The organism is Streptomyces sp. NPDC058008, from assembly GCF_042886395.1.
Taxonomy (GTDB): Bacteria; Actinomycetota; Actinomycetes; order Streptomycetales; family Streptomycetaceae; genus Streptomyces.
The window spans coordinates 76,210-93,040 of record NZ_JBHVQX010000019.1 but is presented as its reverse complement, the minus strand read 5'-3'; the positions used below and the strand labels follow the sequence as shown (position 1 = coordinate 93,040).

The 16,831-nt window shown below is 71.7% G+C and carries 16 protein-coding genes; 5 read left to right on the top strand and 11 right to left on the bottom strand.

What is annotated here, in order from left to right:
• Positions 1-132: 132 nt before the first annotated feature.
• Positions 133-681 (bottom strand): YciI family protein, encoded by a 549-nt coding sequence (locus ACFVS9_RS20595; RefSeq protein ID WP_389934215.1) that lies wholly within the window; start codon positions 679-681, stop codon positions 133-135.
• Between the two features lie 235 nt (positions 682-916).
• A complete protein-coding gene (locus ACFVS9_RS20590; protein WP_389934351.1) occupies positions 917-2,626 on the bottom strand; it encodes a dolichyl-phosphate-mannose--protein mannosyltransferase in 1,710 nt (569 codons plus the stop codon).
• Positions 2,627-3,246: 620 nt separating this feature from the next.
• Between ACFVS9_RS20590 and ACFVS9_RS20585 the strand changes: the two genes are divergently transcribed.
• Positions 3,247-3,453, top strand: a complete 207-nt coding sequence (locus ACFVS9_RS20585; protein ID WP_389934212.1) for a hypothetical protein — start codon at positions 3,247-3,249, stop codon at positions 3,451-3,453.
• Positions 3,454-3,972: 519 nt separating this feature from the next.
• Here ACFVS9_RS20585 and ACFVS9_RS20580 read toward each other — a convergent pair.
• The 3 genes from ACFVS9_RS20580 to ACFVS9_RS20570 form a co-directional block, all read right to left on the bottom strand.
• Positions 3,973-4,329, bottom strand: a complete 357-nt coding sequence (locus ACFVS9_RS20580) for a hypothetical protein (protein WP_383114241.1) — start codon at positions 4,327-4,329, stop codon at positions 3,973-3,975.
• A gap of 217 nt (positions 4,330-4,546) precedes the next feature.
• The gene (locus ACFVS9_RS20575) at positions 4,547-4,987 is read right to left on the bottom strand and encodes a hypothetical protein (protein ID WP_383114242.1); all 441 of its coding nucleotides are present in this window, start codon (positions 4,985-4,987) and stop codon (positions 4,547-4,549) included.
• Positions 4,988-5,246: 259 nt separating this feature from the next.
• Positions 5,247-6,152: a LysR family transcriptional regulator gene (locus tag ACFVS9_RS20570; RefSeq protein ID WP_389934208.1), complete on the bottom strand. Its 906-nt coding sequence runs from the start codon at positions 6,150-6,152 to the stop codon at positions 5,247-5,249.
• Positions 6,153-6,310: 158 nt separating this feature from the next.
• Between ACFVS9_RS20570 and ACFVS9_RS20565 the strand changes: the two genes are divergently transcribed.
• The gene (locus tag ACFVS9_RS20565; protein ID WP_383114252.1) at positions 6,311-7,135 is read left to right on the top strand and encodes a DMT family transporter; all 825 of its coding nucleotides are present in this window, start codon (positions 6,311-6,313) and stop codon (positions 7,133-7,135) included.
• Between the two features lie 45 nt (positions 7,136-7,180).
• Here ACFVS9_RS20565 and ACFVS9_RS20560 read toward each other — a convergent pair whose 3' ends face one another.
• The 4 genes from ACFVS9_RS20560 to ACFVS9_RS20545 all read right to left on the bottom strand — a co-directional run bounded on the left by ACFVS9_RS20560 (position 7,181) and on the right by ACFVS9_RS20545 (position 11,617).
• Entirely contained in the window at positions 7,181-7,648 is a 468-nt protein-coding gene (locus ACFVS9_RS20560) for a cupin domain-containing protein (protein ID WP_389934205.1), read from the bottom strand.
• A gap of 337 nt (positions 7,649-7,985) precedes the next feature.
• Positions 7,986-9,830 carry an MFS transporter gene (locus tag ACFVS9_RS20555; protein ID WP_389934202.1) on the bottom strand — a complete coding sequence of 615 codons (1,845 nt, stop codon included), beginning with the start codon at positions 9,828-9,830 and terminating at the stop codon, positions 7,986-7,988.
• A gap of 81 nt (positions 9,831-9,911) precedes the next feature.
• The gene (locus tag ACFVS9_RS20550) at positions 9,912-10,412 is read right to left on the bottom strand and encodes a MarR family winged helix-turn-helix transcriptional regulator (protein WP_383114246.1); all 501 of its coding nucleotides are present in this window, start codon (positions 10,410-10,412) and stop codon (positions 9,912-9,914) included.
• Between the two features lie 1,013 nt (positions 10,413-11,425).
• Positions 11,426-11,617, bottom strand: a complete 192-nt coding sequence (locus tag ACFVS9_RS20545) for a hypothetical protein (protein ID WP_383114247.1) — start codon at positions 11,615-11,617, stop codon at positions 11,426-11,428.
• A 186-nt stretch (positions 11,618-11,803) separates the two neighbouring features.
• Here ACFVS9_RS20545 and ACFVS9_RS20540 point away from each other — a divergent pair, with 186 nt between their 5' ends.
• The 3 genes from ACFVS9_RS20540 to ACFVS9_RS20530 all read left to right on the top strand — a co-directional run bounded on the left by ACFVS9_RS20540 (position 11,804) and on the right by ACFVS9_RS20530 (position 13,832).
• Entirely contained in the window at positions 11,804-12,256 is a 453-nt protein-coding gene (locus ACFVS9_RS20540; protein ID WP_383114248.1) for a DUF6924 domain-containing protein, read from the top strand.
• A 268-nt stretch (positions 12,257-12,524) separates the two neighbouring features.
• The gene (locus ACFVS9_RS20535; RefSeq protein ID WP_389934197.1) at positions 12,525-13,166 is read left to right on the top strand and encodes a nucleotidyltransferase domain-containing protein; all 642 of its coding nucleotides are present in this window, start codon (positions 12,525-12,527) and stop codon (positions 13,164-13,166) included.
• A gap of 207 nt (positions 13,167-13,373) precedes the next feature.
• A complete protein-coding gene (locus ACFVS9_RS20530; protein WP_389934194.1) occupies positions 13,374-13,832 on the top strand; it encodes an NUDIX domain-containing protein in 459 nt (152 codons plus the stop codon).
• A gap of 240 nt (positions 13,833-14,072) precedes the next feature.
• Here the strand turns inward: ACFVS9_RS20530 and ACFVS9_RS20525 are convergent, their stop codons facing one another.
• A complete protein-coding gene (locus ACFVS9_RS20525) occupies positions 14,073-15,554 on the bottom strand; it encodes a ricin-type beta-trefoil lectin domain protein (protein ID WP_389934191.1) in 1,482 nt (493 codons plus the stop codon).
• A gap of 191 nt (positions 15,555-15,745) precedes the next feature.
• Positions 15,746-16,780 (bottom strand): type VII secretion system-associated protein, encoded by a 1,035-nt coding sequence (locus ACFVS9_RS20520; RefSeq protein ID WP_389934188.1) that lies wholly within the window; start codon positions 16,778-16,780, stop codon positions 15,746-15,748.
• Between the last annotated feature and the right edge of the window lie 51 nt (positions 16,781-16,831).

Below are 16,831 nucleotides of genomic sequence, written 5' to 3'. Positions count from 1 at the left end.
GGGCCGGTGAGCACGGACGGGCCTCGCCGGGATGAGGTCCGGCGCGGTATGCGTGCGCGATCCGCCTCGGGGCGCGGGGCGCGAGGACGGGGCGCGAGGACGGGGCCGGGGCCGGGGCCGGGGCGCCCCACCTCAGTCGCGCCCTCCGAACTGCCAGTTGTGCACTTCGACGTCGGCGTAACGGTCCGGGGTCAGGATCGCGCGCGCCGTGTCCGGGTCCGGTGCCCGGAGCAGTACCGCCGTGCCCAGCCAGGTGGTGCCGTCGTCGGACAACAGCGGTCCGTAGGCGATCAGTTCGTCCCGGTCCGACGGCACCGCGAGATCGGCGGCCGGCCCCGCGCCGAGGCCGAGCACCAGATACCGGTTGCCACCTTCCGGGCCGCCGGGGAAGTCCCACATGGTGCGCCCCAGGGTGTTGCGCCACCGCCGCAGCAGGACGTCCCGGTAGACGCCGGCCCGGTAGTTCGGTTCGTCGAACGCGAACGCGCGGGCCGTGGCGGGATCGGGGAGGTCGAGGACGTGCACGCTTCCGGTGGGGGTGTCACCGTCGTCGGTGAGGGTCGGGCCCCGGGCGATCATCTCCTTCGCATACTGGTCCATGTACGCCCAGTGCTCTTCCAGCAGTTCTTCGCGCAGGGCAAGGGAGCCGGGCCGGTCGCGGTGGTAGCAGAGGAACTCCATACCCAAGAGTCTCCTCTCGGGGGTGACCCGGTCGAGCGGGTTTCACCACCTCCGCCGGCCGGCGGTTCGGAGGCCGCGCTCCACCGGACGACGTACCGGATCGTCCCGCGCCGCGCCGTCGAGCGGACCGTGACGCGTCACGGGCACCGCCCCGGGGCGAGAGGCGGTGCGGGCGCTCGCCGACATCGGCCCGGCCGGTGCCCCGCGATGCGGGGGTCTCTCCCGCCTCCGTGCCTCACATCCAGGTGTCGAGCCACATCCTGTCGTGCCAGCCGGCGTACGGGATCGTCTGTCCGGTGAAGACAGGGAAGAAGTAGACGAAGTTCCAGGCGATGAGCAGGACCAGCACACCTGCGGCCACCGCACCCCCCGTACGGCGTCCGCCGGTCGCGCCCGGCGGTCCCAGCAGGGCTGCCAGCATCATCGTCACGGCCAGGCAGAGATAGGGCACGAAGACGACCGCGTAGAAGCTGAAGATCGTACGGTCCTGGTAGAGGAACCAGGGCAGATACCCGGCACCGGCCGCGCACAGGACGGCGCCGGCGCGCCAGTCGCGGCGCAGGGCCCACCGGTAGAGCAGGTACACGAGGGCGCAGCAGGCCGTCCACCACAGGAGGGGTGTGCCGAGGGCGAGGACCGTCTGCGAGCAGTCGACGGCCGTGCGGCAGCCGTCCTGGCCGGGTCCGGGCGACTCGTAGTGGAACAGCACGGGGCGTCCCAGGACGAGCCAGCTCCAGGGGTTGGACTCGTAGGTGTGGGGGGTGTGGAGGCCCACGTTGAACTGGTAGACCCCGTATTCGTAGTGCCAGAGGCTGCGGAGCGGGGCGGGGATCCACGACCAGGTGCCGCCGCGTCCGTCGGCCCAGTGGCGTCCGTAGCCGTTGTCGGAGAGGAACCAGCCGGTCCAGGTCGCCAGGTACGTCACCACGGCGACGGGGACCAGGGACAGGACCGACCAGCCGAAGTCCTTGCGGAGCACCGCCCGGTACGGTCGTCCGGCGCCCGCGGTGCGGCGGGCTCCGACGTCCCAGAGCAGGGTGAGGGCCACGAAGAAGACCAGGACGTAGAGGCCGTTCCACTTGGTGGAGGCCGCCAGCCCCAGGAAGAGACCGGCGCCGGTCCGCCAGGGGCGCGGCCCCGTTCCGGCGTGGTCACCGGTGCGCCCGTCCGGGCGTACCCGGCCGTCCGGGCCGACGGGCAGGGCAGCCGCGAGCCTGGCCCGGGCGTGGTCACGGTCGATCAGGAGGCATCCGAACGCCGCCAGGACGAAGAACATGACGACGAGGTCCAGCAGTGCGGTACGGCTCATCACGACGTGCAGGCCGTCGATCGCCATCAGCGTGCCGGCCAGGCAGCCGAGGAACGTGGACCGGAACAGGCGGCGGCCCGTCCGGCACAGCATGAGCACCGAAAGTGTGCCCAGGGCCGCCGTCATGAAGCGCCAGCCGAAGGGGCCGAGGCCGAACATCCACTCGCCGAGGGCGATCACCCACTTGCCGGTCGGCGGGTGCGCGACGAAGGCCCCGGCGTCGGAGAGCGGGATCGTCTGGGGGTCGGCGAGTATCTGCGGGTCGGATATCTTGCGGTCCGGCCAGGTCCCCTCGTAACCGAGCCGGAGCATGGACCAGGCGTCCTTGGCGTAGTAGGTCTCGTCGAAGGAGAGGCCACGGGGCCGGCCGAGGTGCCAGAAGCGGATGGCCCCGGCGAGGAGGGCGACGAGTACGGGCCCCAGCCAGTCCATCACCCTCGCGACGCGGTACGCCCGTGCCGGATCGAGCCGTGCCAGCTCCCACGGGCGGGCGGACGGCTTCGGGAAGGGCGGGACCAGGCGCTCGCGGATCCCTGCCCCCGGACGCGCCACGTATCCGAAGCGGCGGAGCCGCTCCTGCCAGTCCTGCTGTTCCGTCGCCGGGCGGGTGTCGTCCGGGACCGGGGCGCGGGTCATGTTGCTACTCGTCACCGAACAACCTTAGACGTATGTGTGGCTTCACCTGATGGGTCGCCGGACACTGCGGTGACAGGAAGTGCCAGGTTGTCGGAGTCGATACGTATGTTCTCGGCGACCGTTCGCGGAGCGGCCCTTCGAGCGGCCGTCGCGGATCCGGGGCCGGGCGGGGCCGACAGGCGCGGTCGTACGCCCCTACGAGGGCGGGCGATCAGGCAGGCCCGGACCGGCGGTAGTCGGCCCCGGGACATCGGGCACCGCCCGCTCCCTCCCGCCGTGGAACCGTCCGCCCCGCCGACGGGCGTGCCGGGGCGGGGCAGGGCAGGGGCATGGCAGGTGGGTGGGCAAGAGCACCGGCTGACTGCCCGGCAGGGACCAGCGGCTGTCGGACCGGTCGGCGGAAGCACCCACGGCGGGCGGGTCGGCGAGCGGCCGGGCTGGTGAAAGCACCGACGCAGGCGGGTCGGTGGGCAGCCGGGCCGGCGGAAGAACCAGCCGAGGCCTGGCAGGGCCCGGCTGACGGAATCGGCGTTCGCGATTCCTCTCCCCGGGGGTGTCCGGCGCCTCTCTCCGGTCCCCGCCCCCAACCGGCCCGGGCGCACGGGACATATCCTGAGGGCATGAGGAATCGGCGTTGGTGGTCCACGGTCAGCTCGTGGGCCGTGTGGTGGGCGGCCATCACCGCGGCCTTCTGGTGTCTGGGCGAGGTCGTCGGTCAGCCGGCGAGCCTCGCGGGATGTGCGGCGAGCGCGGTGCTGGTGATCGCCGTGGGGGAAGTCGGTGACCGCGCGCGTCGGCGCTTCCGTCAACGGCGTTCGGCGGACTGACAGTTCGGCCGCCGTTCGGGGGCGCGCGGGTGGCCACGCCCCGGGGCTGCGCGATGTGACGTACGGAGTGGCAGGGTCGAACCCTCTGGGCTTCGGGCGGAACGTGCGGAAACATGGAGGCGAAACCCAACGGGCTTCGCCACGCAACGTCCCGAGCTCTGAGGGGAACCCGCAGGCCTCGCAACGGAACATCCCGAGCCCGGAGGCGGGCCCACCCCGGGCTCCGCAACGGAACGCGCGGGGCCCGGGGCGTGGCCCCGGCTGTGACCGGGACGCAGCGGGGCGTACGGCTTCAGTCCGGGTAGACGTCGTACTGTTCGACGTCACCGGGCTTGAGCTGCGCCTTCGGGTCGGTCTTGATGCTGGAGAGCCCTTCCGCCGCCCGTCGCCGGGGCCGGTCCGGGGACACATGATGATGCGTCCGTTCCGGCCTCGCGTACGTAGCTCTGCCGGCGTCGGCCCACCCCTGGACGGGCGCCGGCCGCTCGGCGCTCGTGGCCTACGGGACGGCGGCGGGGATCAGAGGTCGAGCCTCTTCCGCCCGGGGAGTTCGCGGCGTCGGCTCGGATGCTCCTTCCCCACGCGGTCGAGAAGGCGCTGACGCGCCCGTTCCGCGAAGGCGACCAGGGCGAAGGCGCAGGTGACGAGGACCCAGTTCGCGGCGACGAAGAAGACACCCGAGGCCGTACCGAGCACGGGCCGGGCCGCCAGGGCGATGATGACGCCGATCGGCGTACCGGCGTACAGGGCCAGGGCGACGGGCCGGCGGGCGGCGAACCGCTGGACCGGTGTGGGGCGCCCGTCCGCGGAGCTCCCGGCGAGGATGACACGTGCGAGGAGGCCACGGCCTTGTGCCGTGCGCCGGAAGAGGTCCATGGCGCAGATTGTAGGGGCCCGCACGTCTACCGACGCCTCCCCTGAGGCTGGTATCCATGGCCCGGCAGGCGGGGAGTCCGCCCGGTGGCGCCGAGGGCCGTGCCGTCCGGACGACGGTCGCCGCGGGCCGTGACGTGTGAGCACCGGAACCGGTGGCGGGGCATGGCTCCGCCCCACGGCGGACAGCGCCGTGGGGCGGTCTTCCCTGGGCCCGTGGTCAGCCGCCGGTCCGCGGGTTGGCCTCGATCTCCATCCAGGAGCCGGCCCCGGCGTTCGCCGTCGTCCCCTTGGCGAAGAGCTTCCAGCCTCCGCCGGTGGGGTCGACGTTCAGCCCGTCGACGTAGAAGGTGCCGCTGCTGGTGTTGTACTTGCCGATCACGCTGATGCCGGTCTGCTGGCCGCCGCCGTAGTTGACGATGTCGAAGGTCTGGCAGGACCCCGCGCTCACGGTGGCCGTGGCGACGCCCTGCTGGTTCTGCTGTGCGGTGTTGAAGACCAGGTACGCCGCGTAGTTGCCCTGCGCGCAGAGCTGCACCCGGCCCGCGCCGATCGCCGCCGTGGCCGCCTGGGCCTGGCCTGCGGACAGCAGGAGACCGGAGGCCAGAGCGGCTCCGACGACACCTGCGGCAGCACGCTTGGAGAACGACTGGGACAACATGTCACACACCCTTTCATCGAGGCCCGGGGCACCCCGGCGGACACACACTATGAGACACACAAGGTGTGATCAAGGTGTGTCTTCCAGCCGCACACATGTGTCTGAAAACCGGCGATCCGTGGCCGGGAGGTGAAGAACGTGCCCTCGGGCGGGCCGGGCTGCGGACGATCGCACGGACGAACGGCGAACGGTGTCGGGGCCGTTGGCCTTCGCTGCTTCCGACCTGCTCCGGGCGCCACGGGCCGGGCGGGGTGACCGCTCACCGCTGTTCATCCGTGCGGGCACGCCGGTTCCCGCCGTAGAGGTCGACGGCGAGGGCGACGGCGGCGTGGGTGGCGGGGTGGGGAGCCTGACGGCGCCAGATGAGGTGGACGGGGACGGGTTCGGCGTCGCGCAGCGGGCGGTAGGTGATGCCGTCGCGGCGGTACTGGGCCGCGGTGGCCCGGGGAGTGACACCGACGCAGCGGCCGGAGGCGATGGCGGCGAGCCAGTCGTCGATGTCGTGGATGTACTCGACCGCGGGCCGCTCGGCCCCCTGCCACAGAGCCAGGGTGGTGGTGCCCGTACGGCGGTCCAGGGCGAGTGTGCGCGTGGCGACCTCGTCCAGGCGGACGCTGCGGCGACGCGCCCACGGGTCGTCGGAGGCGAGGGCCACATAGCGGTGCTCGTGGCCGACGACGGCGTGTGCCCAGGGTTTCAGGTCGAGCGGGGCACGGATCACCGCGAGGTCGCACCGTCCTTCGGCGAGCCCGCCGGTGGAGGAGTTGTGCCGGACGAGCCGGAGTTCGATGCCGGGGTGGTCGTGGTGCCAGCGGCGCTGGAACTCGGTGGTGTGGCGCCCGAAGGCCGACCACGCGTGACCGATGTGCAGGCGGCCGTGGCCGGAGGCGGCTTCGGAGACGAGTTCCTCGGCGCCTGCCAGCAGGAGGCGGGCGCGGGCCAGGGCCCGCACGCCCGCGGTGGTGGGCTCGATCGTGCGGCTGGTGCGGTGCAGCAGCCGCACCCCCAGGATCTTCTCCAGGGCGAGGAGGTTGCGGGAGACGGCGGCCTGCGAGACGCCCAGTTCCAGTGCCGCGTCGGTGAAGCTGCCGGTGTCGACGATGGCGACCAGACAGCGCAGGTGCTTCAGCTCCATTCCGGCGGAGTCCCTGCCGTGCGTATCCATACGCTCAGCGTATCGACGGTGCCGTCGATGCATTTTGCGTATCCCTGGAGGGGAAGCACGGTGTCGGCATGGAAACCTCACAGGGCACGGGGCGGGTCCTCCCCGCCCACGGCGGTACGCCGGGCACGGACGGGCCTGGCCGGGCCGGGGTGGCGCTCATGCTGGGCAGCGGCCTGTCGAACCAGGTCGGAGCGTCGGTGGCGGCCCTGGCGTTCCCGGTGATCGGCCCGGCGGGGGTGGTCGCGGTCCGCCAGTGGGTGGCCGCCGCGGTGCTCTGGGCGGCGGGCAGGCCGCACCCGAGGTCGTTCACGGCGGCGCAGTGGCGGCCGGTACTGGGACTGGCCCTGGTGTTCGCCCTGATGAACCTGTCGCTGTACGCGGCCATCGACCGCATCGGGCTCGGGCGGGCCGTCACCCTGGAGTTCTGCGGGCCCCTGGCCGTGGCGCTCGCCGGGTCCCGCCGCCGGACCGACGCCCTGTGCGCGCTGGCCGCGGCGGTGGGAGTCGTCGTGCTCACCCGCCCGTCCGCGACCACCGACTACCTCGGCATCGGTCTGGCGCTGCTCGCCGCCGTGTGCTGGGGCTGCTACATCCTGCTCAACCGCACCGTCGGCCGGCGCCTCCCGGGGCTGGAGGGCTCGGCCGCCGCCGCGGCCGTCTCGGGCGCGCTCTACCTTCCCGTCGGCGCCCTGGCGCTCTGGCAGCACCCGCCCACCCCGGTCGCCCTCGGCTGCGCCCTGGCAGCCGGAGTGCTGTCCTCGGCGGTGCCCTTCCTCGCCGACCTGCTGGCACTACGCCGTGTCCCCGCACACTTCTTCGGCGTGTTCATGAGCGTCAATCCCGTCCTCGCCGCCCTGGTCGGCCTGGTCGTGCTCCACCAGCACCTCGATGCGGCCGCGTGGACGGCCATCTGCGTCATCGTCGCCGCCAACACGGCGGCCGTCCCGAGGACCTCCTCCGGGAAGGCGGCCGTTCCGGGCTGACGGAAGGGCAACCGACCGGTCCGGGCGGCTGCTTCCCCGACAGCCTCAGTAGGTGGTCACGAGCGGCTTCGTCTCGTCGACGACGTACGTCGACAGCATCATCGTCGTCACCTTGCCGACGTTGCGGGCGTTGTGGATGACACCGTCCGGGATGAAGAACGGGTCGCCCGTGCGGAGCCGGAGCGACGGCCTGTCGTCGAACTCCATCACCACGTCGCCCTGGACGATGTATCCGACCTCGACGCCCGGATGGCTGTGCCGCCCGGACTCCTTGCGCCGGGGGATCCGCACCAGCGTCTGCACGGCTTCCCACCCCTCGGCGGGTGAAGGCTGCTCCTGGAGCAGGGTACGGGTGACCCCTGCGGTCGGATCGGGGTCCGCCGAGCCCGGGGCGTGGGCGTGCGGGGCCGGTCCGGCAGCCTTGGCGGGGGACGACAGGGCGGCGGCGGTGCCGAGTGCACCGGCAGCCGCGACGCCGCCGGTACGCAGGAGAGAACGCCTGTTGATCATCATGAGTCCTTTCGGGACGGCCGTGTCCGAGGGACGGACACGGGGCGTGACCGGTTGTTCCGTACGCACTGCACCCGCCCGCGCAGGCGGGCGGCGGCAGGGACGGGGACCCGGTCATCGAGATACATGTGAACACGGGATGGACATGTAAGGAGATCACACACGAGGCAGGCCGGGCACGAGTGAGGGTGTTCCCCCTCGGGCGTGAACCCCGTTTCGGGAAAGGGCCGTTGCGTGAGGGGCAGGAAGGATTGTGAGCGCGCCCCCCGCGCCGGGCGCGGTGCGGCGCCGGTGGGCCGCTCTCCGGGCCGGAGAGCGGCACCCGGCCTCGCCGGAGCGGTCAGCCCGCCGGTACCGTCAGCACGATGTCGTGGACCTCCCCGTCGTCGTCCACCGTGATCGTGGACGTGTGCGGCTGGTAGCCGTCGGCGGAGGTGATCAGGACGTACTGTCCGGTGCCCGGGGCGTCCACCGTGTAGGAGCCGTCCGTCCGGACGGCCGCGCGGGCCAGTTGGCGGCCCTCCAGGGAGTTCAGGGTGACGGCGCCGCCCAGGAGGAGCATGCTCTCGGCGCCCCGGACCCGGCCGTGCACGGAGACGCCCTCGGCGGAGGGTGCGGGCGCGAGGGCCGGTCCGGGCGCGGGCGCCCCGGCGTTCCGTACCTCCTGCGCGGCCTGGACCAGGCCGCTGGAGGCGCGCAGTGGGACCTCCTTGATGAACAGCGTCACCAGGAAGGCGACCAGGGCGACCGGGGCGACGTACAGGAAGATGTCGCCGATGCCGTGGCCGTAGGCGCTCTCCAGCCAGGTGCGGACCGGTGCGGGCAGGAGGGCGAGGTCGGGCAGTGCGCCGCCGCCGGAGGCCTTCGCGGCCACCGCCTGGTCCTGCGGGTCGAGCTGGGTGATGGTCTCGCGGGCGTAGTGGCCGATCCTGGTGGTGAGGACCGAACCGAGCACGGAGACGCCCACCGCGCCGCCGAGGGACCGGAAGAACGTCACCGTGGAGGACGCGGCGCCCAGATCCGCCGCGGACACCTGGTTCTGCGTGCAGAGCACGAGGTTCTGCAGGGTCATACCGACGCCGAGGCCCATCAGCGTCATGCAGAAGGCGATGAAGAGGTACGAGGTGTCGTGGCGGAGCATGCCCAGCAGGGCCAGGCCCACCGCCAGCAGGACGCCGCCCGTCAGCAGCCAGCCCTTCCACTTCCCGGTGCGGGTGATGATCCGGCCGGAGACCGTGGAGGAGACGAACAGGCCCGCGATGAACGGGATCGTCATGACTCCCGAGCGGGTCGGGGAGTCGCCGCGCGCCAGCTGGAAGTACTGGCTGAAGAAGACCGTGCCCGCGAACAGCGCGATGCCGACGAACAGCGAGGCGACCGAGGCGAGGGTGATCGTGGGGTTGCGGAACAGCCGCAGCGGGATGATCGGCTCGGCGGCCTTCGTCTCCACGAACAGGAAGACGAGCGTCAGCACGATCGACACACCGACCAGCGTGTACGTCTGCCAGGACAGCCAGTCGTACTTGTCGTCGGCGAAGGTGACCCAGAGCAGCAGGACGCAGACCGCGGCGGTGACGAAGAACGCGCCGGCCCAGTCGACCTTGACCTCGCGTTTGGTCACCGGGAGGTCGAGGGTCCGCTGGAGCACCACCAGTGCGACGATCGCGAAGGGGATGCCGACGAAGAGGCACCAGCGCCAGCCGAGCCAGCTGGTGTCGGTGATGACACCTCCGAGCAGGGGGCCGCCGACGGTGGCGACGGCGAAGGTCGCGCCGAGGTATCCGGAGTAACGGCCGCGTTCACGGGGCGAGATCATCGCGGCCAGCACGACCTGTGCGAGGGCGGACAGCCCGCCGCCGCCCAGGCCCTGGATGACGCGGGCGGTGATCAGCGTCGCGGGGTTCGGCGCCAGACCGGCCACCAGGGATCCGACGACGAAGACGACGAGTGCCGACTGGACCAGCACCTTCTTGCTGAACTGGTCGGCGAGCTTGCCCCAGAGGGGGGTCGACGCGGTGACCGCCAGCAGGGAGGCGGTGACGACCCAGGTGTAGGCGGACTGGCCGCCGCCGAGGTCGTTGATGATCCTCGGCAGCGCGTTGGTGACGACGGTCGAGGAGAGGATGGCGCAGAACAGGCCGAGCAGCAGTCCGGACAGCGCGCGCATGATCTGAGCGTGTGTCATGGGCGTCTCCGAAGCCCCGTCCTGGCGGGGCACGTGAGCCCGCGCGCCGGCTTCCGGGATGGTTGTCATGGTTCGCTTTCCTTAGGTGGTGACGGCGGGTGTACGGGAGGACGGGTCGTCCTCGAGAGGCAGGGCCCGCGGCTCCGGCCCGGTGCGCGCGTCGTCGAAGCTCGCCCTCAGCCGGGCCATGAGCCGCGTCAGACGGCTGATGTCGTCGTCGGACCAGTCGCTCAGCCGGTCGGCGAGTAACCGGGCCGTACGTCCGGACAGTTCGGCGAGCCGGTCGCGGCCCGACGGGGTCAGACGCAGGATGCGTGAACGGCGGTCCGCGGGGTCGGCGCTACGGTCGATCCAGCCCAGCGCGGTCAGGTGCGTGACGTGGCGGCTGGTGACCGACATGTCGACGGCCAGCAGTTCCGCGAGCCTGCCGATGCGCATGGGGCCGTCCCGGCCGAGCAGCGCGAGCACCGTGGCCGATCCGCTGGAGCAGCCGTCCGGCAGGATCCGGCCCAACTCACGGCGTACGCAGCCGATGGCGCTCAGCTGTCGCATCAGTTCCTCGTACGGGGCGTTCCCGGTCACACATGCCTCCATGTCATTGCCTGAGGCAACTATGAGATCGGTCGATTGTGTTGCGCAAGCGCTCAAGGTGTGCGGAAGCACACATATTTCGTAAGAGATACATTTCACGTGCCGCGCGGGTGTCGGACACGGGTGGGGCGGCGGGTCGGATGCGGGCGTCCGGAGGCAGTTGGGCGGTGGGGGTGGGCGGTGAGGTTGGGCGGTTGAGGCTGAACGGTCGCCGTGGGGACGGCCGGGTCGGTAGCGACTGGTCGGCTCTCGCTGAACAGTCGCCGTGGGGGCGGCTGGTCGGCTGGGGTGAACGGCCGCCGTGGGGGCGACCTGGTCGGTAGCGGATCTGGCGGCGTGTCGGCGGTGTCCAAGTTCATCGGTCGGTCCGGCCGGGGAATGACCTCACCGGTCTGGTCTCCGTCCAGTCTCCCGGGACCGGCGTCACGGGCACATCCGTCGAATGACTGCGTCAACTACGCGTTGGTACGGCCCGTTTCCGCGTCGGACGACTGTGGGGCGCGGAGGCTCGCGGGCTCGTAGCCCTGAGGTGCCGGCCTGTGGGCCCGTAGCCTGTGGGCTCGGCAGCCTGCGGTCTCGAGAGCCTGTCAGGCCCGTAGCCCTGTGGGCCCGCGGCACCGCGCGTACGAACGGCGAAGGCGACGATCCCGCCGGGACGCAGGGGGCGACAGAGGCACGCATGCCGAGAGGCCAGCCGCCGGGCGGAGCCTGACAGGCTTCGCGTGTCGACCTGTTCGCGCTGCTCCCCGCCATACTCGCGCCGCCGGTCCCCCGTCGCTCCGTCCCGCTTCGCTCGGCCACAGTCCGCCTCGCTCGGGCACAGTCCCGCCTCGCTCCGTCCGGTCCCGCCTCGCTCGGGCAGGTCTGCCCGCCGGTCGGGCCCTCACCGAACCCCTCCAGGACGGCCACGGACCGGCAACCCGTAACCGGCCTACGTCGCACGGGCGGCAGGCAGTGGCTGCCGCCCGTGCACCTCGTCCCGGTTCAGCGCGGTGGCGGCGACGTCACAGGACCGAGCCGAGGTAGGTGATGGCCGCCAGTCGGCGCGTCCTGAGGGTGTACTCCTCGATCTCCCGATCCGGTGGCTCCCGCCGGTCGTTACAGTTCACCCGGCGGAGCAGCGCGTCGAGAGCCTGCTGCTCCCTGCTCGGGCGGCCCATGGGGCCCGGGATGCAGGTGTATGCGTAGGTGTTCATGCTCGGTCCCTTCGACCCTCTCAGCTAATCCTCCACACCATCACCTGTCAAGCTGGTGACGACTCGATAGGTGTGCGCGCGAGGATTCGCTAGCATGCGCAGGCATGTGTGCCGGGTCGCCACCCCCGGCCCGTCACCACGCACCACTCACCACTCACCACGCACCACTCACCAGGAGACCCAGCCGTGAAGAGCCTGCCGCAGAGCGATGCCACCCTGCTGATCCGCACCGATTTCTCCGACGAGGCGGCCTGGCAGGCCCTTCGGACCGCGGTCACCACCCCGGCCGACCAGGACGAGGATGACGACGAGGACGGCTTCCTCGCCGTTCTGAACATCGTGGACGACCCGGCCTACGACGGCCTGACCACCGGGCAGGTCGTCGCGCTCGCGCCGACCGAGGACGATCTGCTGGTCGTGGCGGACGCGCAGGCCCTGACCGGGCCGGGGATGCCCCTGCTGGCCGTCTACATGAGCGACGAGGAAGAGGACACCGACGTGCTGCGGTCGGGCTTCGACACACTCCGGGTCGTAGCGTCGGAGCTGTGGTCCATCGAGAACAACATCTCCCTGGCCAACATGGACTGGGAGGAATTCGTCGGCGCCGCCGAGGAGGACGGCGTCTTCCGAGGCTTCTGAGCCAAACCGGGCAGCCGGACTCCGTGGTGCCTCGGTGGCCTCCGTGCTGCCTCGGTGCTGCCTCGGTGCTGCCTCGATGGCGCGACTGTCCGTGCTGCCCGGGAGGTTGGTACCGGTGGCCTCGCCGGTCCAGCTGTCGCCCGTTCGCGGAGGAGTCGGAACGGCTGGTGACCTGGTGTGATCACCGGAAGCGCACTGCTGCGGGTATCCCTGGCCTTCTTCACCGACCACGGCCAGGGGCCTTCGGGTCCGCTGATAGGTTCCTGCGATGAGCGAGCAACTGCCCGGCGGCGGCGTCGAGCTGTCGTCCGACGAGATCGAAGCACTCCACGCCAGGTGGTCCTCCTGCTGGGCCCCGAGTGAGGTCGCGCAGTGGCTGGCCGGGATCGGTACGCCCTGGTGCGTGGCCGCGGGCTGGGCGCTGGACCTGTTCCGCGGCGGGCAGACACGCGCCCATGGGGACATCGAGATCGCCATTCCGGCCGCGAGCTTTCCCGAGGTCCGCCAGCGCTTCCCCGGGTACGCCTTCGACGCGGCGGGCAGTGGCCGGATCTGGGAGGACGCGGCGCCGGAGGTGCTGACCGCCGTGCATCAGACGTGGCTCCGCGATCCGGCCACCGGCAACTACATGCTCGACGTGTTCCGCGAACCGCACGACGGCGACACCTGGATCTGCCGGCGCGACGAGGGGATCCGGCTTCCCTACAGCGACATCATCCACCACACCCAGGACGGCATCCCGTACATGGCGCCCGAACTGGTCCTGCTCTTCAAGGCCAAGCACGCCCGCCCGAAGGACCAGTCGGACTTCGACGCGACCGTCCCCCACCTGTCTCCGTCCCAGCGCGAGACCCTGGCCGGGCTGCTCGACCGCGTACACCCGGGGCATCCGTGGATCGCGGATCTGTAGCCGGCCGCCCGGCGCACTCGCGTGTTCGGCCGCCGCCGGCCCTCCGAGGTGGCCGGCGGGGCCGGGAAGGGGCCACCTCCAGAGCGCCTCGGCTGTGCTGACCGTCCGGCACCGGCCCGGCAGCACAGCCCCGGAACGGAGAGGGGGGGGGCGGTTGGGGGGGGGGCGGCCGGGCCCTTAACCGTGCGGATGCCGGACAATGCCGGGATGACCCGACCCAGAATCCGTGTCGCCGCGTACGTCATCCGGAACCGCGCCATCCCCGAAGTTCTGGTGTTCGACCACCTCGGTATGCCCGAGGCCGGCACGCAAGTCCCGGCCGGAGGGGTCGCATCAGACGAAGGTCCGGAGGAAGCGGTCCTTCGGGAGGTTGCCGAGGAGACCGGTCTGCGGACGGCCACGGTCGTCCGGCAGATCGCCGCGGAGGACACACCCCATCCCGACACCGGTCAGCCACGACGCACCAGCTTCTTCTTCCTCCAGGTACCGGCAGAGACCCCCGACGTGTGGGACCACCGTGTCGACGGCGACGGGGACGACGCCGGCCTCACCTTCAGCTGCCGGTTCCTCCCCCTTCCCCTGAGGCAACCACTGGCCGACCGTCAGGACGCGTGGCTGGGCAGCATCGATCCGCGCTGGACCACCGTGTCCGGCGACGCCCGGTGATCGGAATCCGGTCCCGTCCGCGGTAGGCGCGACACGACACCTCGGCGTACGGGCCACGCGTCCCAACGCCCTGCCCGGCGGCCGTGCGGCCCTGCGTACGGTTTCACGGGCGCCGTGGGTAACCGAGGTGCGGTGGGCCGACCGGGCTCCGGGCGTACGCTCCGGACAGTACGCGAGGGTGCCCGCTCACCGGTCGCGGTGAGCGGGCACCCCCTCTCGTCCGTAGAGACCTCCGGCCGTCTACGGCGTGCGCGTGCTCCACTTCTCGTTGGGGGTGCCGCCGCACTGCCACAGCTGGAGGGACGCTCCGTTGTCGGTCCGCTGATCGACCACGTCGACGCACTTGTTGCCGGACTGCGGGTTGGTCAGGTCGTGGGCCGCGTTCAGACGGAACTGCTGGGCGCCCGAACCGTTGCACGTGGTCCAGTTGATGACCGCGCCGTTACCCTTCGCACCGCCGCTGACGTTCATGCACTTGCCCTCGGACCGCACGGTGCCGTCGACGAACTTCCATCGCTGGTACGACTCGTCGTAGCAGTCCCAGATGACCAGCTTGGAGCCGGTTGCCGCGCCCGGGCTCCCGGCGACGCCGATGCAGCGGCCGGAGGCGTGGCTGTAGATCTGCACGCCGCCGGGCCAGGGTTCACTCGGCGCCGACTTGGTCGTGTTGTTCGAGGTCGAGCCGGAGGCGGTGCCGCCCGACGTGCCGCCCGAGCCGGACGAGGTACTGCCGGACGTTCCTCCGGAGCCGGAGGCGACCACGCCCGGTCCCGCCTTCACGGGGGCCGGTGCGCCACCGCCCGAGGGCTCCTTGCCGCCACCGGACGTGCCCGCCTTCGGCGTCGCCGTCACGGTCACGGTCCTGCCGTCCGGCCCGGTGGTGGTGATGGTCCTGGGCTGCCCGCCGCCCTTCACCGTGAGCGCGTCCGGAGACGGTGACTGCGAGCCGACCACACCGGGCACCGTGCCCGCCGCCAGGCCGCCCAGGATCGTGCCGGGCGTGGCGCCCGGCTTCGCGGCCGGCCTCCCGTCGTCACCGTCGCCGCCGCTGATCATGAAGGGTACGGAGATCAGCAGCGCCCCGAGGATGGCGGCGCCGGCGAGCAGGCTCTTGTGCGGCCTGCCGGGTGCGGCCTTGACGGCCGCCACGGACGATTCGTCGGTGGTGCCGGCGGACCCGGTGGCCGTGTCGGCGGACCCGGTGGCCGTGTCGGCGGGCCTGGTGGCCGTGTCGGCGGCCGTCGTGGAGACGTCCACGGAGGCGGTCGTCCCCGTACCGGCGGTCGCCGGGTCGGCGGTCGCCGTGGAGGCGTCCGCCGACGTGGTCGTACCCGTGCCGGCCTCGGCCCGGGTGTCCGGCACGGCTGCTGCCGACGGCGCTGCGGATGAGGCCGTCGAGGTTTCCGGCTCGGCCGCGCGCGTGGACCGCCCCGAGGCGGGTGCGGAGGGCCCGCCCAGGCTGCCCCCGGCCTCCGCCTCCGCCTCGTCGGTCTCTGAGGTCTCCTCCCGTCGTACGGGTTCTTCGGGCTCGGCCTCCGGCTCGGCCAGCGCGGCCGGTACGGCCGGCCTGCCGGTGGGCGGTGCGGAGGTCAGGATGCGTTCCGCCGTCGTAGCGGCGGTCTCCGGCTTCCCCTCGGCTTCGCCGACGGCCTCCGCCCCGGCCTGCGCGGAGGCCACGGCGGTCAGCTCGTCTGGAGAGTCGTTGGGTTTGGAAGTCGTCATGACACCTTTCCGGTGGGGTCGGTGTGACACGTAGTTACGACACTCCGGTGTATCACCGCAGACGCCTGAAAGGTGTGCAGATTGCCGCAAGGCGCCAATGGCCGGTGACACGCCCGGTGTTCAGTCGCTGATTCTAGGGTTTGAGAAACCTTCCTTCGCACACCTGTGTCCGGAACAGGCCCAGCGGCTCCTCAGCCGGTTCCCCCACTCAGAATGTTGACGAGGTGGTCCTGAGGGGAGATCACGACTGGGTTCACGGGCTGTGGTTCCGCTTCCGGACCGGGTTCCGGCACCGTCCCCGGCTCAGATTCGAGGTCAGGTTCGGGCTCGGACTGGAGCTCAGGCTCACGTTCCAGTTCAGGTTCAGGTTGGCGCTCAGCCTCAGGTTCAGGTCCGGACGCAGGCTCAGGCTCAAGTTCCGGTTCCGGTTCCGGTTCCGGTTTCGGTTCGGGCTCGGGCTCGGGCTCGGGCTCGGGCCCAGTCGTATCGAGGGTTCCGAGGGTCGCCACCGGCTGCGTCAGTTCCCGCGTCCCGCCCGGAGGCCGTGCGGCAGGCCCACTCGCCGCGCTGTCTTCGTCGTCGCCGTCCAGCCCCACGTCACCCACGGCCCGGCGGTCCCCCGCGGTGGCCTCCGCCGCCCGCTCGGTGGCCACCGCCAGCTGCTCAGGGGTGACGGTCATGCTCACCACACCTGCGGGATTCACATAGAGGCATGTTTCTTCACGGAGCTCCGGGAGGAGGTCCCGCACCGGAGCACCGCGCGACGCGTACTGCCCCCCGGCCCTGAGCTGCGGTCCTGAGGTGAAGACCGGAACGACGGGCGAACCGTCCGGGCCGCACGCCTCGACGGGCCTCCCGTCCGGTGCGAGCAGCACGGAGACCTCGGCGTCGGCGAGCAGCCGGAAGACCTCGTCCTCGGGGCCGTACCCGGTGGCCGCGAGCTGTATCGCCTCGTCGACCGGATCGGTGGGTGGGGGCCAGCCGTTGGCGCTCGGGGAGGGCCGGTAGCCGTCGTTGTAGCGCCATTCGACCACCGCGCCGTCGGCGTCCGACCGGTACTGCCCCACCACGGCCCAGTCCGGTGGAGCTTCCTCCCCCTGCCAGGCGGGGTCCACCATGCCGAACCAGTGGTCGGGTGCCGCGCGCGCGGCCTCCTGGATCTGCGGCGGGACCTCTGCCAGCGGGGTGTCCTCCACCGGCGGAGTCGTCTCGGGCGCGTCGGTCATCCGGTTCCTGGCCTTTCGGGATGCGGAAGGCGCCTCACGGTCGTCGTCACG

Bases quoted from the DNA above. Each gene is read 5' to 3' on its own strand.
- ACFVS9_RS20585 (WP_389934212.1), top strand. From the start codon at position 3,247: ATGAGGAATCGGCGTTGGTGGTCCACGGTCAGCTCGTGGGCCGTGTGG.
- ACFVS9_RS20565 (WP_383114252.1), top strand. From the start codon at position 6,311: ATGCTGGGCAGCGGCCTGTCGAACCAGGTCGGAGCGTCGGTGGCGGCC.
- ACFVS9_RS20530 (WP_389934194.1), top strand. From the start codon at position 13,374: ATGACCCGACCCAGAATCCGTGTCGCCGCGTACGTCATCCGGAACCGC.
- ACFVS9_RS20535 (WP_389934197.1), top strand. From the start codon at position 12,525: ATGAGCGAGCAACTGCCCGGCGGCGGCGTCGAGCTGTCGTCCGACGAG.
- ACFVS9_RS20520 (WP_389934188.1), bottom strand. From the start codon at position 16,780: ATGACCGACGCGCCCGAGACGACTCCGCCGGTGGAGGACACCCCGCTG.
- ACFVS9_RS20560 (WP_389934205.1), bottom strand. From the start codon at position 7,648: ATGATGATCAACAGGCGTTCTCTCCTGCGTACCGGCGGCGTCGCGGCT.
- ACFVS9_RS20580 (WP_383114241.1), bottom strand. From the start codon at position 4,329: ATGGACCTCTTCCGGCGCACGGCACAAGGCCGTGGCCTCCTCGCACGT.
- ACFVS9_RS20555 (WP_389934202.1), bottom strand. From the start codon at position 9,830: ATGACACACGCTCAGATCATGCGCGCGCTGTCCGGACTGCTGCTCGGC.
- ACFVS9_RS20525 (WP_389934191.1), bottom strand. From the start codon at position 15,554: ATGACGACTTCCAAACCCAACGACTCTCCAGACGAGCTGACCGCCGTG.
- ACFVS9_RS20570 (WP_389934208.1), bottom strand. From the start codon at position 6,152: ATGGATACGCACGGCAGGGACTCCGCCGGAATGGAGCTGAAGCACCTG.
- ACFVS9_RS20545 (WP_383114247.1), bottom strand. From the start codon at position 11,617: ATGAACACCTACGCATACACCTGCATCCCGGGCCCCATGGGCCGCCCG.
- ACFVS9_RS20575 (WP_383114242.1), bottom strand. From the start codon at position 4,987: ATGTTGTCCCAGTCGTTCTCCAAGCGTGCTGCCGCAGGTGTCGTCGGA.
- ACFVS9_RS20590 (WP_389934351.1), bottom strand. From the start codon at position 2,626: ATGACCCGCGCCCCGGTCCCGGACGACACCCGCCCGGCGACGGAACAG.
- ACFVS9_RS20595 (WP_389934215.1), bottom strand. From the start codon at position 681: ATGGAGTTCCTCTGCTACCACCGCGACCGGCCCGGCTCCCTTGCCCTG.